Here is a 17,914-nt window from a genome sequence, read left to right on the forward strand (position 1 = left end):
AAAAAACGATTAAAAATGCCGATTATTGGAAAAAAAACAATTCTAACAGGTGTTGACGACATGATCCCAACGTATATCAGGACACCGCGGGCATGGAGTGGGCATAATTATTCAATTCAAAAACCGGCGCCCCACCCTTCAGCGGCCAACCCGACGTTCCAGGGCAACAGCGCTTCGAGCTTCTCCACCGTATCGGCTTCGGCGATGTGCTCCAGCACATGGTGGATGTAGGCTGAGGATTCCAGCTGTGCGCATTCCTCACCGAGGGTCAGTTCGATACGTTCACGCAGCAGCTTCGTCGAAGAGGTAGAGCTGGCAATCAGATTTCTCACTGCTCGCGGCAAACTGCTGGACCTTCTTATGGCGTAGCAGTTCTGGCGGGGTTCCAAATACCTTAACAGAGGGGGGAGGGCAATATCTCAGAATTGAAGCGAGCCTTTGGTGCCGCGAAAGTGATATGGAAAGATCACGATGGCTTCAAGGCGTTTGTCTGGCCTCGGCTCTGAGTTAAAACCCGGTTCGGAAAGCTGACAGAAGCATGTACGGACAAGCCATGCAGGGATCGCCTGTGGCCGGCATTCGGACAAACTGACCAGATGATGAGAAAACTGATCAGTATTTAGCCGCCTTCAATTTTTTGAATATACTAGGCCGATGGCAACCGACGGACCTTGTCCGCATTCTTTGCCTCGTTCACGAGTAGCTCATTGCCATTACACCAAACGAGATCCTCAACACCTCCATTGGGCGCAAACCCGGTGGGCGCTTTTTTCAAGGTTTCCACAACCTCCTGGCAATCAAACTCATGGCTGGCCCGCATCAATCGATTCAGGGTCTGCTCCACCTCATCCCAGGCCATGGAAACTTCTCGGGCCATCATGATACGTGGATGTGCCGTGCCCTGGGGGTCATCACCAATCAATAGTTCCTCAAAGAGTTTTTCACCCGGCCGTAGCCCGGAGAAGACTATCTCGATATCTCCATCAGGCCGCTCGTCGGTTTTCTCCATCAACCCCATCAGGTGAATCATCTTGCGAGCCAAGTCAGCAATCTTCACCGGCTCCCCCATATCCAGTACAAACACTTCACCGCCCTGGCCCATGCTGCCCGCCTGAAGCACCAGCTGGCTGGCCTCAGGAATCGTCATGAAGTAACGGATAATATCCGGGTGGGTCACCGTTACCGGGCCGCCATCGCGGATCTGGTCCCGGAACAACGGAACCACGGAGCCAGACGAGCCGAGTACATTACCAAAACGCACCATGGAAAAGATTGTACCGGACTGTCTCCGCGCCAGCCCTTGAAGCACCAGCTCGGCCATGCGCTTGCTAGCGCCCATCACATTTGTGGGGCGCACCGCCTTATCGGTCGAGATCAGTACAAAACGCTTTACCCCAGCGGCAATCGCGGCCTCTGCAACATTGAAGGTACCAAAAACGTTGTTTTGAACACCCTCAATAATGTTGTGTTCAACCAATGGCACATGCTTGTAGGCCGCCGCGTGGTAAACCGTCTCAACCCCAAAGCTGCGCAGGGCGATTTCGCAACGCCGGCGATGAGTTACGCTTCCCAAAAGCGGATGAATCTCAACGCCCAGCCCTTCTATCCGATTCAAGGCCTGAAGCTCACGCTCAATCGAGTAAAGAGAGAATTCAGACTGCTCAAATAACACCAGTCGGGTGGGACGGTGCAGAATAATCTGCCGACAAAGCTCTGAGCCAATCGAACCACCAGCCCCGGTGACCATAACGGCCTTACCATACAAGCTCGCAGCAACCTGCGCGTTATCCGGCTGAACCGGATCACGGCCCAGCAAATCTTCAAGTTCCAGATCCCGGATATCGTTAATTCGCGCCTGCCCGGCCACCAGTTCCGACATGGTGGGAACCGTTTGCACCGGAATCGACAGCGGTTCCAGCCTTTTGAGTAGCCGCTTGCGATCAATCCCGGAATCGGCATCCAGCGCCAGCAACAGCCGTTTGATCCGATGCTCCTTTATTGCACGCTCAATATGACTGATATCGTAAACCGGAATGCCATTTATCAACGCCTTATGATTGGCTTTCCGAAAGGTGATAAAGGCCGACGGATGATATTCGGTGCCCTGCTCCAGCGCATTCGCAAGCTGCAACCCCGTTTCACCGGCACCCACAATCGCTACAAACTGTTTGTTGCGATGCTTAGGCCGATGCACCAGCATCCGCACAGACATCCGCGTGCCGCTCACGAAGATAAAGGCCAGGGCACCGTAAATAATCGGTACAGAGCGAGGTATCTGCACCTCCAGCCAGTAACCAAGCAGAATAAGCGTTATGGCGGAAATAGCGACGCCGGAGATAACCGTTATAAAAGCGCGGTCACTCAGGTATCGGACCACCGCCCGATACAGGCCCAGTCGCACAAAAACGGCGATAGTAAATACAACGGTAAGTCCCGAAACAATCAGCTGCCCCTGATTGGGCAACCAGAACTGCTGGTCCAACCTGAGCGAAAAGGCCGCCCAAAGCGCGAAAAAAAGCATGAAAACATCGGCGCAAACAGACACCAGGCGCTTGTTAAAACGAGATAAATTCAGGAACTTTTCAAACATGGCTGTCCTTTACCACTAATTAAACATGAAAATCAGATTCAGACTCAAAACGACCACACCTGCGGAATTAATAATATCGCAGTTAAGGCCACCAAGCCGCTCAAAGGCAAGCCAATTCGAATGTAATCAAAAAACTGGTATCGCCCTGGGCCGTATACCATCAGATTAGTCTGATACCCCAACGGTGTGATAAACGAAGCGGATGCTGCAAACATCACCGTAACAGCAAAAGGAAGGAAACTGACCCCGAGCTGCTCAGAAAGCGCAAGCGCAATCGGGAACATGAGAACCGCTGCGGCATTATTGGTAATGAGCTCTGTAAACAAGGCCGTCAAAAGATAAATCAACGCCAGCGCCACCCAGGGCGTTATCGTACCAACCCCCAGCAAACCATCCGCAACCCAGGTAGCCGCGCCAGTTTCGGTCATCGCATTTCCCAGTGCGAATGACGCCGCAATCACCACCAACACCGGTAAATCCACACTGCGCCGGGCCCGACTAGCGGTAAGACACCCAGAGACAATCATAGCCCCAGCAGCCAGAAACGCGGCCTCCATAATCTGCAAAAGCCCGGACGCACTCAACAGCACCATCAACGCCAATATCCCCATCGCCCGCGGCGCTTTGCGGAAATCCGGCGGCGTGGAATCATTCAGCGCACTGACGAGCAGGAAGTCCCGCCGGAACCGATACTGCTCCACAAACTGATGGCTGGCCTCCAGCAACAGGGTATCGCCCATACGGAAGGTAATATCCCCCAGCTTACCTGGCACCCGCTTGCCTTCGCGGGATAAGGACAAAATCACAGCATTAAACCGGGTACGAAACCGACTATCGCGGATGGTCTTGTTCAGTGCCGGGAATTCCGGGCCAAGGACCACCTCAACCAGACAACGCTGATGGTTTTCCACATTCAGCTTGTGAACACTTCCATTGGCCGGTTTCAGACCCTGAATACGGCGCAGCTCACTGGCACACTCGGGAGCACCCACAAAATACAGCCGGTCCCCCGCCTGGAGGGTCCGGTCCGGCTCTACGGCAGTAATCAGGCGACCACCGCGGTCAATCTCAGTGAGATATCCGTAACTCAAAGCCCTCAGGCCGGCTTGGGCGATGGTCTTGCCCACCAGTGGCCCGGGGCCCATTACCTCTACCTCAACCCCGTATTCACGCACCTGGTCAAGTTCTTCGGTGACACCACCACGATCCGGCAATATCCGGGAGGCAAACAGAACAAGAAACGTACCACCCACAATCAGCAGTGGTACTCCCACCCAGGCCAACTCGAACAATCCCAGATTGATACCAAGCCGGGTCTGAAGCATCCCGTCCACCACCAGGTTGGTACTGGTGCCAATCAAGGTGCAGGTGCCCCCGAGAATAGCGGCATAGCTGAGAGGCAACAGCAGTTTGGACGCGGGAACACCCAGACGCTGAGCCCAATCCTGGATGGCAGGAATGAACATGGCCACCACGGCCGTGTTATTCATGAAAGCGCTGAGAATACCCGTGGGCGCAATCATTCGAAGCTGGGCACCTTTCTCGGTTTTTGGGTGCCCCAGCAACCGGCGGGCAATCCATTGCACCGCGCCGGTTTCCTTCAGCCCGGCGGCAACCACGTAAAGGGTTGCAATGGTTATCACGCCCGGATTGCCGAACCCGGCCAGAGCCTCCACCGGCCCCAGGATTCCCGCGATCAACAGGAACGCCAAAGCCGCCATCAGAATCAGGTCGGCCGAAACACGGGTAAGTGCAAGCGCCGACAACACCGAAAACAGTGTTGCCAGGGTCACAATGCCTTGCCATTCCACGGAGTTAGTCCTTGTGGGTGATCAGCTCCCGCTCAAGCAGGTAGGCAATGAGAGAATCAACACACGCCTCCACAGAGTGCCGGGAAGTATCCAGCCGAATCTCAGGGTGTGCCGGCACCTCGTAAGGCGAGTCGATCCCAGTGAAGTGCTTTATCTCGCCCGAACGGGCCTTCTGATAAAGCCCCTTCGGGTCACGCTCTTCACAGGTAGCCAGCGGCGCATCCATGAACACTTCAATGAACTCGCCCGCCGGGAACAACTTCCGAACCAGGCGCCGGTCACTGGTGAACGGAGAAATAAACGCACTCATTACGATCAGGCCGGCGTCTGCAAAGAGCTTGCAAACCTCACCAACGCGGCGAATGTTCTCTTCCCGGTCATCGTCGGAGAACCCCAGATCTTTGCACAAGCCGTGGCGAACGTTGTCACCATCCAGCAAAAACGTGTGGTAGCCCCGCTTGTGCAAGGCCACGTCCAGCGCATTGGCAATCGTCGACTTGCCGGAACCACTCAGGCCGGTGAACCAAAGCAGGCAAGGCTTCTGGTTCTTGTTGACGGAACGCTCGGCGCGGGTAATCTTGTGATCGTGCCAGACAATGTTATCAGCCAAAAGTTCTTCTCCCTTTTAAACCGGCTTACAGCCCCACTCCGGATAATTCTCCCGAATAAACCGATTCAGGTTGCGCTCCGCTTCGGTGTATTCCCGTTCAGTCACAGCACCGGCCCCATCCAGAGCCCGCTCCACCATACCAGCTGCCACAGTCACATTGGTCAGCTTATCAATCAGGATAAAGCTGCCTGTGCCCGGATGGCGCTGATAATCCTCAACCACCACCGGCTCGGAAAGCTCCACATCGCAAAGCCCAATAGCATTCAGCTCAAGGCCACCCTGTGCATCCGGGTAGCGCTCCAGGGTATTTACATCAATCTCTTCAAGAACCTCGTTGACGTAACAATTCGTCACCCGGGTCCCGATCTTGATGCCGTACTCACGGCCGGGCTGAAGCGCCGTTTCATTCATCCAGACAAGGTGGGCCGCAAAACGGTTGCCCATGGCCGGCTGGCTGTTAGCGTGCACCAGCAAATCCCCCCGGGAAATATCCACTTCGTCTTCCAGGGTCAGAGTGATGGCATCGCCGGGCCAGGCGCTCTCTATTTCTCCTTCGTAGTTGTGGATACCCTTCACACGGGAGCTCTTGCCGGAGGGCAGCACCGCCACCTCATCGCCCTTATGAACCACACCGCTGGCAAGCGTGCCGCAGTAGCCCCGGAAATCCAGGTTCGGGCGATTGACGTACTGCACCGGGAAACGCAGATCGGTCACATTCTGATCATCCCGAACCTCGACCTGCTCCAGGATATTCATCAGAGTTTCGCCGTGATACCAGGGCGTCTGCTCACTGCGGTTAACCACGTTATCGCCATCCAGTGCAGAGATCGGCACGTAATAAACGTCTTTCAGCCCAAGCTGAGCAGCAAGCGTTTCATAGTCTTCACGGATGTCGTTGAAGACCTCTTCGGAGAAGTCCACCAGGTCCATCTTATTGATGGCCACCACCACATGCTTCAGCCCCAGCAAGCTGACGATAAAGCTATGGCGGCGTGACTGGGTCAGTACCCCTTTGCGGGCATCAATCATCACCACCGCCAGATCACAGGTGGAGGCACCGGTAGCCATGTTCCGGGTGTATTGCTCATGGCCCGGGCAGTCGGCAATGATGAACTTGCGCTTATCCGTGGAGAAATACCGGTAAGCCACATCAATGGTAATGCCCTGCTCCCGTTCGGATGCCAGGCCGTCCACCAACAAAGCCAGATCCAGCGACTCACCGGCATTGCCCTGTCGCTCACTGTCTTTGTGCAGGGCCGCCAGGTGATCCTCAAAAATCAGCTTGGAATCGAACAGCAAGCGGCCAATCAGCGTGGACTTGCCATCATCAACACTGCCGCAGGTCAAAAATCGCAGCAGGTCCTTGTTCTCATGCTGGTCCAGGTACGCGAGGATATCGGATTCAATCAATTCAGATGCGTGAGACATTTTAAATTCAACTTGAGAGTCTGGAGTGGACAACGGGGTCAGGACAACGGGGTCAGATGAACTTTTCATCTGACCCCAATTTCAGAAGTACCCTTCCCGTTTCTTCTGTTCCATAGAGGCGGCCGAGTCGTGATCAATCACCCGGCCCTGTCGCTCCGAGGTTTTGGTCAACAGCATCTCCTGGATAATCTCCGGCAATGTCGCCGCCTCAGACTCAACCGCCCCGGTCAGCGGATAACACCCCAGGGTACGAAACCGCACCATCTTCATTTCTGGCGTCTCGCCGGGCTCCAGCGGCATACGATCATCATCCACCATGATCAGGGTGCCATCCCGCTTCACGACCGGACGCTCCGCAGCGTAATACAGCGGCACAATGTCGATGTTTTCCAGGTAGATGTACTGCCAGATATCCAACTCAGTCCAGTTGGAGAGGGGGAACACGCGAATGCTCTCGCCCTTGTTGACCTTACCGTTATACAGATTCCACAGCTCCGGGCGCTGGTTCTTGGGATCCCAGCGGTGGAACTTGTCCCGGAAGGAATACACCCGCTCCTTGGCCCGGGACTTCTCTTCATCCCGACGCGCCCCACCAAAGGCGGCGTCAAAGCCGTATTGATCCAGAGCCTGCTTCAATGCCTGGGTTTTCATCACATCGGTATGCTTGGCACTGCCATGGGTAAACGGCCCGACACCTTGCGCCACACCCTCCTGATTGGTGTGCACAATCAGCTTCAGACCCAGCCGCTCGGTCAGTTCATCGCGGAACGTAATCATCTCCCGGAACTTCCAGGTGGTGTCCACGTGCATCAACGGAAACGGAGGCTTACCCGGCGCAAAGGCTTTCATGGCCAGGTGCAGCATGACGGCAGAATCCTTGCCGATGGAATACAGCATCACCGGGTTATCGAACTCGGCCGCAACTTCGCGGATGATGTGGATGGACTCGGCCTCAAGTTGCTTGAGGTGGGTTTTCTTTGGAGGGGTTAATGTCATGGCGTTCGATTAGCTCCAGAACCTTGCAATGGTATTCAAGAATTCATCCAGCTGGCCTGCCGGCAGCGCATTAATCCCAGCGGCTGCCTTTCGCCCACCACCGGTCGGAAACTGGCGCGCCACCTCATCGGCCCCACAGCGGTTGTTCAGGGGCGCACGAATACTCACCAGGTAAGTATTGTTTGCTTTCCCGGTAACGATCGCACAGGCTTTGTCCGGGTTACGGTTGGCTAGCTCATTACCCAGCACACCACTCACGCGGCGCGCCCAGGCCTCATCCGGCAACTTCACCACCAACGAGGTAGCGGATTCCGCCAGCACTGGAACCGCAAACCCCTGAGCCATATCCGCCTCGTAGCCATCTCGCAGTTGCTGCCACGCAGTAGGAGCGGAATCGATTAAATCGAGAGGGTTTTCAAATTTCACGAACTCCCGGTATAAATCGGCGGGGTGAAAGTGCAAGTCCTCAACCGTGGCGCCATAACCGTTGTAGTTGATGCAAACACCCAGTGTTCTAAGCGCCTCAGTCTGATCAGAGGATAAACCAGCCCTGGCTGCCAGTTCCTCACCTACGGCATTGAGGTTATCGCCAAAAGCAGCGGCAATCGCCCAGTTATGAAACCGGGCGCCAAGGTACTGGTCTATCAACAGGCTGGTGCAGGTAGTTGGCTGGGTATCGATCAGGCCAGTAAAGTTGGGCGCATCGGGCAACTCATCGCCAGCGAAATGGTGATCCACATAAAAAACAGAGCAGCCAACTGCCAGCAGCTTATCCACTGCCTCACGGTTCTTGTCGAGGCTGATATCGAGGATATTTACCTTGGCAGGCTCATCTGTCGACACTCGTTGCGCCAGCCCTATATCCCGCTTTACGCCAGTAATCAGTGTTGTATCAGCCGGTTCAGCGAGCCGAAGCTGAATTAGGGCACAGATGCCATCGGCATCGCCGTTGAATACATCGTAAATCTGCATGATTACTCATTTGTATAGGATTTCGTCCCTCTCCCGCGAGGAGAGGGGGAATGTATGCCGAAACTTTCAGTAGCCCCTCGGCCCTCGCGAGAGAGGGGTGCAATAAAATCAGCCCGCCGCCTTCTTCATAACCTCAGTTAACACAGCACACGTCTTGTTTATCTCGGCTTCAGTCAACGTAGGATGCACCAGAAACATCAAACTGGTCTCTCCAAGCTCCCGCGCCACCGGCAACCGGTGTTCAGGCCGCCAATCCGTGCCGTCAAAGGCTTTTTCCAGGTAGACCTCGGAACAGGAACCGGAAAAGCACGGGACGCCAGCATCTACGATTTCCTGCTGGATCCGATCTCTACCCCAACCCTCAGAAAGTGTTTCCTGCTCCACGAACACATAGCACTTATAGGCAGCATGCTCGACATCCGCCGGCACTTCTGGCACACGAAGGCCCGGCAACTTGCGGGCAGCTTGCCACATGGCATTGGCATTGCTCCGGCGGGCAGAGGTCCATTCCGGCATGCGTTTTAACTGGATGCGGCCAATAACACCCTGCATTTCCGTCATCCGCCAGTTGGTACCGAAGCTCTCGTGCAGCCAGCGGAAACCGGGGGGATGCTCGCGCTCGTATACTGCATCCCAGCTTTTGCCATGGTCTTTATAGGCCCACATGCGTTTCCACAGATCCTGGTTATTGGTGGTAACCATGCCACCCTCACCGCCTGTGGTCATGATCTTGTCCTGGCAGAAAGACCAGCAGCCAACATCGCCAATGGAACCAACCGAACGCCCCTTGTAACGGGCTCCGTGGGCCTGAGCACAATCCTCAATTACGTAAAGGCCATGCTCTTCCGCCAGCGCCATGAAGCCGTCCATATCACAGGGCCAGCCTGCCAGGTGAACACACACGATCGCTTTGGTACGGGGCGTAATCACCTTGCGTACGGTTTCCGGGGTGATATTCTGGGAATCACGGTCCACTTCCGCAAACACGGGTGTAGCGCCGGCAGTCACAATACTGGAGGCCGATGCCAAAAATGTTCGCGGGGTAACCACCACCTCATCCCCCGAACCGATACCGAGCCCCTTCAGAGCCAGATCTAATGCCAAGGTGCCGTTGGCCAGCGCTATGGCGTATTCCGAGCCGGAAAAAGTGGCGAATTCACGTTCAAATTCGCGACATTCCTGCCCGGTCCAGTAATTCACTTTATTGGAGAGCAGAACATCGCGTACTGCGTTGGTCTCGTCCTCGGTGAAGGAGGGCCAGGGAGAAAAAGGTCCGTTTAACATCTAATGAAACACCGTTTCCAATATGTATTGAATATCCCGACGAAGAGACCAGTCACGGATGTATTCCAGGTTAATACGCACCTTATCCGGCCATATAACATCACGATTGTATGCTTCGGGGTCGTTCTGGCCGGCCAGGAGCTCTTCCTCGTTGCGGTATTTAAGAGTCGCTGGGCCGGTAATGCCTGGCCGAATGGCAAGCATCGCCCTCTCCTCCCCCTGGAGCTTATCCGCAAAGCCAGGAACATCGGGTCTTGGGCCAACAAAACTCATATCGCCCAATAATACATTCCACAGCTGGGGTAGTTCGTCGATTTTGGTACGGCGAAAGAAGGCCCCCAGCGGTGTAATCCGGGGATCCCCCCGGCGAGTGACCGTGGTCTCAAACGACGCAACAGGGCGCATGGTTTTCATTTTCACTACGCGGAAAATTTTACCATGGCGTCCCACTCGCTTCTGAATGAAAAAACCATTGGAGCGGGTATCGATACTGGCGGCTATCCAGGCCAGCAAGATAAGCCACCAGGCGGCCAAAAGCCCCAGCACCGCAAAAACCAGATCGAATGCCCGCTTCTGAAACGCCTGAACAGGCTCAAGGCCCACCGTACGGCCGGGCAACAAGTCAGAGGTAGTCATAACGCTTCAGCGTCTCCCCTACCAGCGCCTCCAGGTTTGCCACCTCTTGCCCTCCGAGCGCATTGCGGCCTTTGCCCAGGCTACGTGGTGAAACACCCTCCACCGCCTTGGCAATTTTCTCCGGCTCGACTTCTTTACCGATAAACTCAAGAATGCGACTGAGCTCTTCCACCGGCTGGCGCACGAAATCTTCATAGCGCACACGAACCACCTTATCGGTGGGCATGTCAGAAAACGCCTTTTCCGCATTATCCACGCAACGTTGCCATTGCAGCGCACACACCTCGTTCAAGGTGTGGTTTTGCAGAACGCTCTCCATGCCATCCAGGGCCGGCCCCCAGAAGGCAAGGCGCCTCTCCCGCGATATAAACCGATACAGCCGCGCCCAAAAGTAACGCAAGCCGTAATACGGCAGATCCGTTTTGGGGACAAAGCGCACTTTTTCCAGAATGTATGGGATATCCAGCTTTGCCGTCCATCGCTCCTTCGCCGAACCGGTGGCATCAATGCCGTCACGGTAGATGAAGATATACTTTGCATCGGGCAGAACCGCATCCACAAAAGGCACACGAAGCGAATTTGCGCAGGTTTTCTCTACTACAACATCGGCATTGTATTTTTCCCGGATATCGCTAAAGCGCTGCCGGATATAATTCTTTATCGCCGGGTTTGCCCTTTGTGCAGGGATCTCATCGGATGGATAACGCACATTGCCATGGCGCCAGATGTAGTTGATCTCGTCACAAGGCCAGGTGCTAACGCCGTCAAACGACGTGAGCACATCGCGCAGCATATTGGTGCCTGAACGGGGAGCGCCCACAATAATTACGTCCGTATTACTCATTCAAACTTCCGAAGTTCATTGAAGAAGGGAAGACCACCTGCCCAGGACGACGTCGGTCGCGAAAGCCCGAGCGGAAAATTCAAGCGCCTTTTGCCTCATCGAGCCCAGGCTCTCAGGGTCATCGGCAAGGGATAACATCGCATTGACAAGGGCATCGACATCACCACCCGGAACAGCAACCCCCGCGCCATTGTCGATCACATCCCGCGCCAGGCAACTGTCCGTTTCAACCGCAACCAGAACAGGGCAACCCTGCTCCAGATAGGTCATGGTTTTGCTGGGGTAGGCGTACCGGTAGAGCTCCGGCACAAGACTCACAAAGCCTGCACTGGCCTTTGCCATCGCAGCTTTCGCCACCTCAACGGGTTGATGACCAACGAAAGAGACATTTGCGCCATTTTCCTTCGCTTTGCGAGTCAGTCGTTCTTTCTCCGTGCCGTCGCCCATCATTATCAACCGAATATCCTGTCGATCACGCAAACTGGCCATGGCATCGAGTAAAGCATCCAATCCCTGGAAACGGCCGATATTACCGGCAAAAAGCAGTACGAACATTTCGTTCGGCCATGGAAAAGGCAGCTCATCAACCGCTGCACCCTCCGATGGCAAGCTGAAGTTATTGATGACAGCGGTTTCCGGCGGCTTTTCGGATCTGCGGGCGATTAACGTCTCGGCCATATCGTCCGACAGCACCACAACAGGCCTCGCCTGGGCGCAGGTCCACCTGTCCAGGCGGGACAAAAGCGAAAACACTCGGGGATTCCGAAACTCACCGGAAATTCGGCCTATTTCCGGGTGAATATCCATGCAGTGATAGATAAAGTGTGCACCAGTCAATTTCGCCGCCACTGCCACGAACCAGCCCGCCAAAACAGGCGGTGAGGTCGACACCATGATGACATCATACCGTTTCCGGATGACGGCCTGCCAGAACACCCCCAGGCCCAGGACCAGTGCATTCAAAACGCGAACAAGGGGTCTTCCCGCCTCAGGAGGCAAATTGAGACGAACCACGTTCGCACCATCCACACGCTCCCGGGCGGCCTGCCGCGGATTGTCGACTCCGGCCTTGTAAGAGGGCTGGGAGGAAAGCACATCCACTTCGTGCCCATCATCAACCCATCTGCCCACAATGGCGCGAAGCATCGAAGCATACGGCGGCGTGTCCGGCCAGTAAAACCGGTGAATTGCCAATACCTTCAAAGATTCTTCCTCAATACTGCTTCCACACCGTTTGCATCACATAATCCCGGTAGCTGTGGATAATGCGAACCACTTTATCCGCCACATTTGGCATGCTGTAATCAGCCACCAAGCGCAGGGTGCGCTCATCACCACGGCCTTGGCTTTCGAGAATCGCCAAGCCTTGTAAAACACGCTCCCTGTTAAGGCCCACCATCATTGCGGCAGCTTCCTCCATACCTTCAGGGCGTTCGTGCGCTTCACGAATGTTCAGGGCCGGGAAATTAAGAATGGAGGCTTCTTCGTTGATAGTGCCGCTATCGGACAAAACCGCTTTGGCGCTTAATTGCAGCTTGTTGTAATCCTTGAAGCCCAGTGGCTTCAGCAGGCGTACGTTCTTATGAAACTGTACACCCATAACATCAACCCGTTTCTGGGTTCTGGGATGGGTAGAGACAATTACCGGGTAGCCATACTGCTCCGCTACAGCGTTCAGAGTATCGACCAGAGCGAGGAAGTTCCGGTCGGAATCCACGTTCTCCTCCCGATGAGCACTCACCACAAAAAACTCACCTTCGGTGAGGCCATGGCGCTCAAGAACATCAGAGGCATCAATGCCCTCACGGAAGTGGTTCAGCACCTCATACATGGGGCTGCCGGTTTTGATCACCCTGTCTGGAAGCAGGCCTTCGCGCAACAGGTAATCACGGGCGATCGAACTGTAGGTGAGATTGATATCGGCGGTGTGATCCACAATGCGCCGATTTATCTCTTCCGGCACCCGCATATCAAAACAACGGTTGCCCGCTTCCATATGAAAGGTGGGGATTCTGCGGCGTTTGGCCGGGATAACCGCCATACAGCTATTGGTGTCGCCCAACACCAGCACGGCTTCCGGCTGAACCTCCGCCAGGATCCGATCCACCGCGATGATGACATTGCCAATGGTTTCCGCACCACTGGCGCCTGCCGCACTCAGGAAGTGATCCGGCTTGCGGATGCCCAGGTCCTGGAAGAAAATTTCGTTCAGCTCGAAATCATAGTTCTGGCCGGTGTGTACCAGAATATGCTCACAATACTCATCCAGCTTGGCCATTACCCGTGAGAGCCGGATGATCTCCGGCCGGGTGCCGACCACCGTCATGACTTTCAGTTTTTTCATGGCATTCCCAAATAGGTTCAGGCTTCCGTGCCCACCGGGCACGCGAAGGTATCCGGGTTGTCCCGGTCAAAAATCTCGTTGGCCCAGAGCATACAGACCAATTCGTCGTCACCCACGTTGGTGATGTCGTGGGTCCAGCCCGGCACGGTTTCCACAATCTCCGGCTTATCCCCGGCGGTGAACAGCTCGTAGAACTCACCGGTTAATATATGGCGGAAACGGAAACAGGCTTCGCCCTTAATCACCAGGAACTTCTCGGTTTTGGAGTGGTGATAATGGCCACCCCTGGTGACGCCGGGATGGGCAGTGAAAAATGAGAACTGTCCGGAATCTGGCGTTTTCAGCATTTCAACGAAAACACCGCGCTCGTCGCCATGCTGCGGCACAGTGTAGGCGAAACGCTCCGGCGGCAGATAACTCACATAGGTGGCGTACAATGCGCGGATAAGGCCGGTGCCCACCGGTTCCGTGATCAGGTTGTCCCGGGTGGCCTTGAAGCGGCTAAGCTGGTCCGCCAGGCCACCCACGGTAATTTGGTAAACCGGCTCCACCTCAACAAAAGGGCCAGGGTCGCTCTTCTTCCCTTCCATCAGCGAGATGAAATGGCTGATCACGTCGTCTACATAAACCAGATTGATCACCGCGTCAGGATCATTAATCGGCAAGGGCAAATCGCGGGCCACGTTATGGCAGAAGGTCGCAACCGCCGAGTTATAATCCGGTCGCGCCCACTTGCCGAACACGTTGGGCAGGCGATAAATATGCACCGGGTTACCGGTGGCCTCGTTCAGCGCCAGCAGGGCCTCTTCCCCAGCCCGTTTGCTGCTGCCGTAATCGTTCGCCCGGTCCGCCTGAATGGACGAACTGTAAATAATCGGAATCTGACGGCCACTTCGTTTTACCGCGTCACATAAGGCCTGAGTGAGCCCTACATTCCCGGTAACAAACTCCGAAGGGTCTTCGGGGCGGTTGATGCCAGCCAGGTGAAATATCCAGTCCACACCTTCCAGCAAGTGGGGCAAATCCTGCTCGGTATGCTCTCGGGTGAACGGAACCACCTCAAAACCGCCTTTTTCACGCACGTGCATCAGCAGGTTTTTGCCAATAAACCCATTCGCCCCAGTTACGAGTAACTTCATGGCTCAATCCTCAGGGTTGAGGTATTCACCCCGTTCCAGGGCACGAATGAAATCCAGTTTGCGCAGCAAGGTTTGCATGCCCGCAACATCCAGGCGCTCGGTGTTATGGGAGTTGTAATCTTCTGTATGGGAGATCTTCTCCTCACCCTGCTCCACAAACTTGCCATAGTTCAGGTCCCGCAAATCGGGCGGAATACGGAAATAATCGCCACGGTCTTCCGCACAGGCCATCTCTTCTCGGCTCAACAAGACTTCATAAAGCTTCTCGCCATGGCGAGTACCAATTTCGTGGATGGGATGGTCTGCCTTATCCATCAAATCAGTCAATGCCCGAGCCAAGGTCTCAATCGTGGCGGCCGGTGCTTTTTGCACGAAAAGGTCACCATTGTTGCCGTGTTCGAACGCGTAAAGTACGAGATTCACCGCGTCGACCAGGGTCATCATGAACCGGGTCATATTTGGATCGGTAATTGTAATTTCCTTACCGGCACGAATCTGGTCAACAAACAGCGGAATAACCGAACCACGGGAGGCCATCACGTTGCCGTAACGAGTGCCGCAGATAACGGTTTTATCCGGATCGACATTACGAGATTTAGCCACCATCACCTTTTCCATCATGGCTTTGGAAATGCCCATGGCGTTGATAGGGTATACAGCCTTATCGGTGCTGAGGCAGACGACGCGCTTTACTTCATTTTGGATAGCGGCTTCGAGGACGTTTTCCGTACCGAGGACATTGGTTTTTACTGCTTCCATGGGATGAAATTCACAGGAAGGAACCTGTTTTAAGGCCGCTGCGTGGAAAATGTAATCAACACCGCGGGTGGCGTTCATAAGACTGGTGTAATCGCGAACATCGCCGATATAGAATTTAAGCTTGGGATTTGCGTAACGTTTACGCATATCATCCTGCTTTTTCTCATCCCGGCTGAAGATGCGGATTTCTTCGATGTCGGTGTCCAGGAAGCGGTTTAGGACGGCGTTGCCGAAGGAGCCGGTGCCGCCGGTGATAAGTAAAATTTTCGTTCTAAACGGCATAAATAACCCTATAAGAAAAAACAAAAAATAGATATAGCTCCATGAAAGCTACTCCAACGATTCAACAATATCCATGAACTGACGGTAACGATCATGAGCACCATTCTCAGACACCAAATCGCGAACAGAATCTTGGAGACGATAGAAATCTCTCTTACAGAATTCTATTGCTTCTAAAAACTCTTCCTTAGTCGCTGTTTGACGGATAGCCCTTGACTGAATAAAACTAGGCATACCGGAAATAACAAGCGGCATCCCTTTACCAAGCAATTGAAACGTTTTATTTGAGGCACTGACAGCCTCAATTTCCTTTTTCCCAGATTTATAAGGAATAATTGCAGCAAAATACTTAGTGAAGTCAATTTCAGTCAATGGCATAGCCGCTACCAAGACTACATTATCAAAGTCTTGATCTAAGCGTCGGACTTCAGAACTCACAGCTTCACTAACTGGGCCAATTAAATGAAGATCAATGCTTCGGTTATTAGAAGCTGCGAACCTAACTAAGTCAAAATCAATTCTGTTATTAATATGAGCCCAAAGAAGAACCGCAGTTCTATTTGTAGTTTCAGGATACTCATATCTTTCAGCGCTCCATGGGAGGAACAACTTGGGGCTAGACCAAGCCCTAACTTGATCGCATAAGGGATATGAAACACAAAGAACTACATCACTAATTCTACACGTTTTTTCTAGCGCAATACCCGCATACTTTCCATCAAAAAATCGTGACTGTGCAACAAAGTCATCATTAATTATCGTTATTATTTTATTATCCGGAAAAACATCTCTTAAAAAGAAATAATCATAGTTAAAATTCACTATCAAATCATCAGAGTTAACGTCTTGAGTATTTCTATTTATTGATCGAATTTCATAAGCCGCGTTCAATGCTGATAGGATTCCCCCAAGCCGTAACTGATGATGAATTAGTTGTGCAGTTCGCCGCAGCTCGGTACTCTCATCGTTTACTAGAGCTCTTTCAGAAACCAAATATTTTGGCTTTTGGTAAAATACAACGTCGTGACCATTATCATTCATTAAATTAGCGAACTGGTGCCTGATACGAGGAGGCTCGTTCCAGTCACTTTTGGTGAAAATCCTTACTTTCACAACAACTCCTTAACAATTTGCAGCGCGGCCTTGCCTCCACCATAAAGATTACTCGCATCGTCAACAATGCGACCAAAATTTTGCGCAGCTGCTTCAATAATTAAGTCACCATCCGCACCCACCAACTCATTCGCGCCAGCCTCCACCAACTCCACCCACTCGGTCTGATCCCGCATAGTCACGCAGGCCTTCCCAAAGAAAAAAGCCTCCTTCTGAACACCGCCACTATCCGTGAGCACCAGTTGGCAGTGATCCAGCAACCAGACCATTTCAAAATATCCAACAGGGTCAATCAGGTGGACATTCAACTCCAGCCCCTGCTGGGCGATCAGTTTTCGGGTGCGTGGGTGCAAAGGTAAAACCACCAATGCCTGTTCACGATGTATCTTGTTAAGAGCATTCACAATGCTGGCTAGACGTTCAGGGTTGTCGGTATTTTCTGCCCGATGCAGGGTTGCAAGCACAAAGCTTTCCGGTAAATTGCTACCAGCGGGAGCCGCTGCTTTTTCTGCAAACAGCAATGCTGCATCTTGCATCACATCACCTGGTTGGAGCACTTTTGCTGGCTTGCTGGCGAAACCCTCGTTTTCCAGGTTTTTGACCGCAGTTTTAGTCGGACAAAACAGTAGCTCGCTGATCTGATCGGTAAGAATGCGGTTGATTTCTTCCGGCATCTGCATATTGAAGCTGCGCAAGCCTGCCTCCACGTGGGCAACGGGAATGTGTAGTTTCGCCGCCGCCAACGCGCCTGCCAGGGTGGAGTTGGTATCGCCATATACCAACACACGGTCTGGCTTGTGTGCCAACAGTGATTGCTCTATTTCAATCAGCATTCGTCCGGTCATCTCTCCATGGCCGCCGCCATGGATGTCGAGTTGAATGTCAGGCCGGGGGATGCCCAGTTGATTGAAAAAAATATCGGACATGTTGGCATCAAAATGTTGGCCAGTGTGCAGCATAATTTCCTGAATGCCTTTAGTTTGTTGAATAGCACGCGATACTACGCTGGCTTTAATAAACTGCGGGCGGGCACCGATAATAGTCAGAATTTTCATAAATATACTTATGGTAATAGTTGTACAGAAAGATAGGGAATTACTATTTGG

15 protein-coding genes and 1 pseudogene are annotated in these 17,914 nt (G+C 53.5%); all 16 read right to left on the reverse strand.

The features are described from left to right. Positions 1-116: 116 nt before the first annotated feature. A pseudogene (locus D0851_RS05315) lies at positions 117-245 on the reverse strand (transposase domain-containing protein); the annotation flags it as partial. 401 nt (positions 246-646) lie between these two features. After that, positions 647-2,590: a polysaccharide biosynthesis protein gene (locus D0851_RS05320; protein ID WP_117617689.1), complete on the reverse strand. Its 1,944-nt coding sequence runs from the start codon at positions 2,588-2,590 to the stop codon at positions 647-649. Positions 2,591-2,634: 44 nt separating this feature from the next. After that, entirely contained in the window at positions 2,635-4,401 is a 1,767-nt protein-coding gene (locus D0851_RS05325) for an SLC13 family permease (protein ID WP_117617690.1), read from the reverse strand. Positions 4,402-4,405: 4 nt separating this feature from the next. After that, entirely contained in the window at positions 4,406-5,011 is a 606-nt protein-coding gene (cysC, locus tag D0851_RS05330; protein ID WP_117617691.1) for an adenylyl-sulfate kinase, read from the reverse strand. Between the two features lie 15 nt (positions 5,012-5,026). Beyond that, positions 5,027-6,439 carry a sulfate adenylyltransferase subunit CysN gene (gene cysN, locus D0851_RS05335; RefSeq protein ID WP_117617692.1) on the reverse strand — a complete coding sequence of 471 codons (1,413 nt, stop codon included), beginning with the start codon at positions 6,437-6,439 and terminating at the stop codon, positions 5,027-5,029. Between the two features lie 81 nt (positions 6,440-6,520). Continuing rightward, positions 6,521-7,435, reverse strand: a complete 915-nt coding sequence (cysD, locus tag D0851_RS05340) for a sulfate adenylyltransferase subunit CysD (RefSeq protein WP_117617693.1) — start codon at positions 7,433-7,435, stop codon at positions 6,521-6,523. A 9-nt stretch (positions 7,436-7,444) separates the two neighbouring features. After that, positions 7,445-8,407 carry a DHH family phosphoesterase gene (locus D0851_RS05345; protein ID WP_117617694.1) on the reverse strand — a complete coding sequence of 321 codons (963 nt, stop codon included), beginning with the start codon at positions 8,405-8,407 and terminating at the stop codon, positions 7,445-7,447. A 108-nt stretch (positions 8,408-8,515) separates the two neighbouring features. Beyond that, positions 8,516-9,691 (reverse strand): DegT/DnrJ/EryC1/StrS family aminotransferase, encoded by a 1,176-nt coding sequence (locus tag D0851_RS05350; protein ID WP_117617695.1) that lies wholly within the window; start codon positions 9,689-9,691, stop codon positions 8,516-8,518. Further along, entirely contained in the window at positions 9,692-10,327 is a 636-nt protein-coding gene (locus D0851_RS05355) for a sugar transferase (RefSeq protein ID WP_117617696.1), read from the reverse strand. After that, positions 10,314-11,171 carry a sulfotransferase family protein gene (locus D0851_RS05360; RefSeq protein ID WP_117617697.1) on the reverse strand — a complete coding sequence of 286 codons (858 nt, stop codon included), beginning with the start codon at positions 11,169-11,171 and terminating at the stop codon, positions 10,314-10,316. The genes D0851_RS05355 and D0851_RS05360 overlap by 14 nt, the downstream gene beginning before the upstream one ends. A 15-nt stretch (positions 11,172-11,186) precedes the next feature. After that, complete coding sequence (locus D0851_RS05365) at positions 11,187-12,374, reverse strand: glycosyltransferase family 4 protein (protein WP_205422273.1); 1,188 nt, start codon at positions 12,372-12,374, stop codon at positions 11,187-11,189. Positions 12,375-12,384: 10 nt separating this feature from the next. Further along, positions 12,385-13,515 (reverse strand): non-hydrolyzing UDP-N-acetylglucosamine 2-epimerase, encoded by a 1,131-nt coding sequence (gene wecB / locus D0851_RS05370; RefSeq protein ID WP_117620294.1) that lies wholly within the window; start codon positions 13,513-13,515, stop codon positions 12,385-12,387. A gap of 17 nt (positions 13,516-13,532) precedes the next feature. Continuing rightward, complete coding sequence (wbjC, locus tag D0851_RS05375) at positions 13,533-14,654, reverse strand: UDP-2-acetamido-2,6-beta-L-arabino-hexul-4-ose reductase (protein WP_117617698.1); 1,122 nt, start codon at positions 14,652-14,654, stop codon at positions 13,533-13,535. A gap of 3 nt (positions 14,655-14,657) precedes the next feature. Next, positions 14,658-15,695: a polysaccharide biosynthesis protein gene (locus tag D0851_RS05380; protein WP_117617699.1), complete on the reverse strand. Its 1,038-nt coding sequence runs from the start codon at positions 15,693-15,695 to the stop codon at positions 14,658-14,660. A gap of 48 nt (positions 15,696-15,743) precedes the next feature. Then, on the reverse strand, positions 15,744-16,808 hold the full coding sequence (locus D0851_RS05385; protein WP_117617700.1) for a hypothetical protein: 1,065 nt from the start codon (positions 16,806-16,808) through the stop codon (positions 15,744-15,746). Continuing rightward, a complete protein-coding gene (wecB, locus tag D0851_RS05390; RefSeq protein WP_117617701.1) occupies positions 16,805-17,863 on the reverse strand; it encodes a non-hydrolyzing UDP-N-acetylglucosamine 2-epimerase in 1,059 nt (352 codons plus the stop codon). The genes D0851_RS05385 and wecB (D0851_RS05390) overlap by 4 nt, the downstream gene beginning before the upstream one ends. Between the last annotated feature and the right edge of the window lie 51 nt (positions 17,864-17,914).

It is taken from the genome of Marinobacter sp. Arc7-DN-1, assembly GCF_003441595.1.
GTDB lineage: Bacteria > Pseudomonadota > Gammaproteobacteria > Pseudomonadales > Oleiphilaceae > Marinobacter > Marinobacter metalliresistant.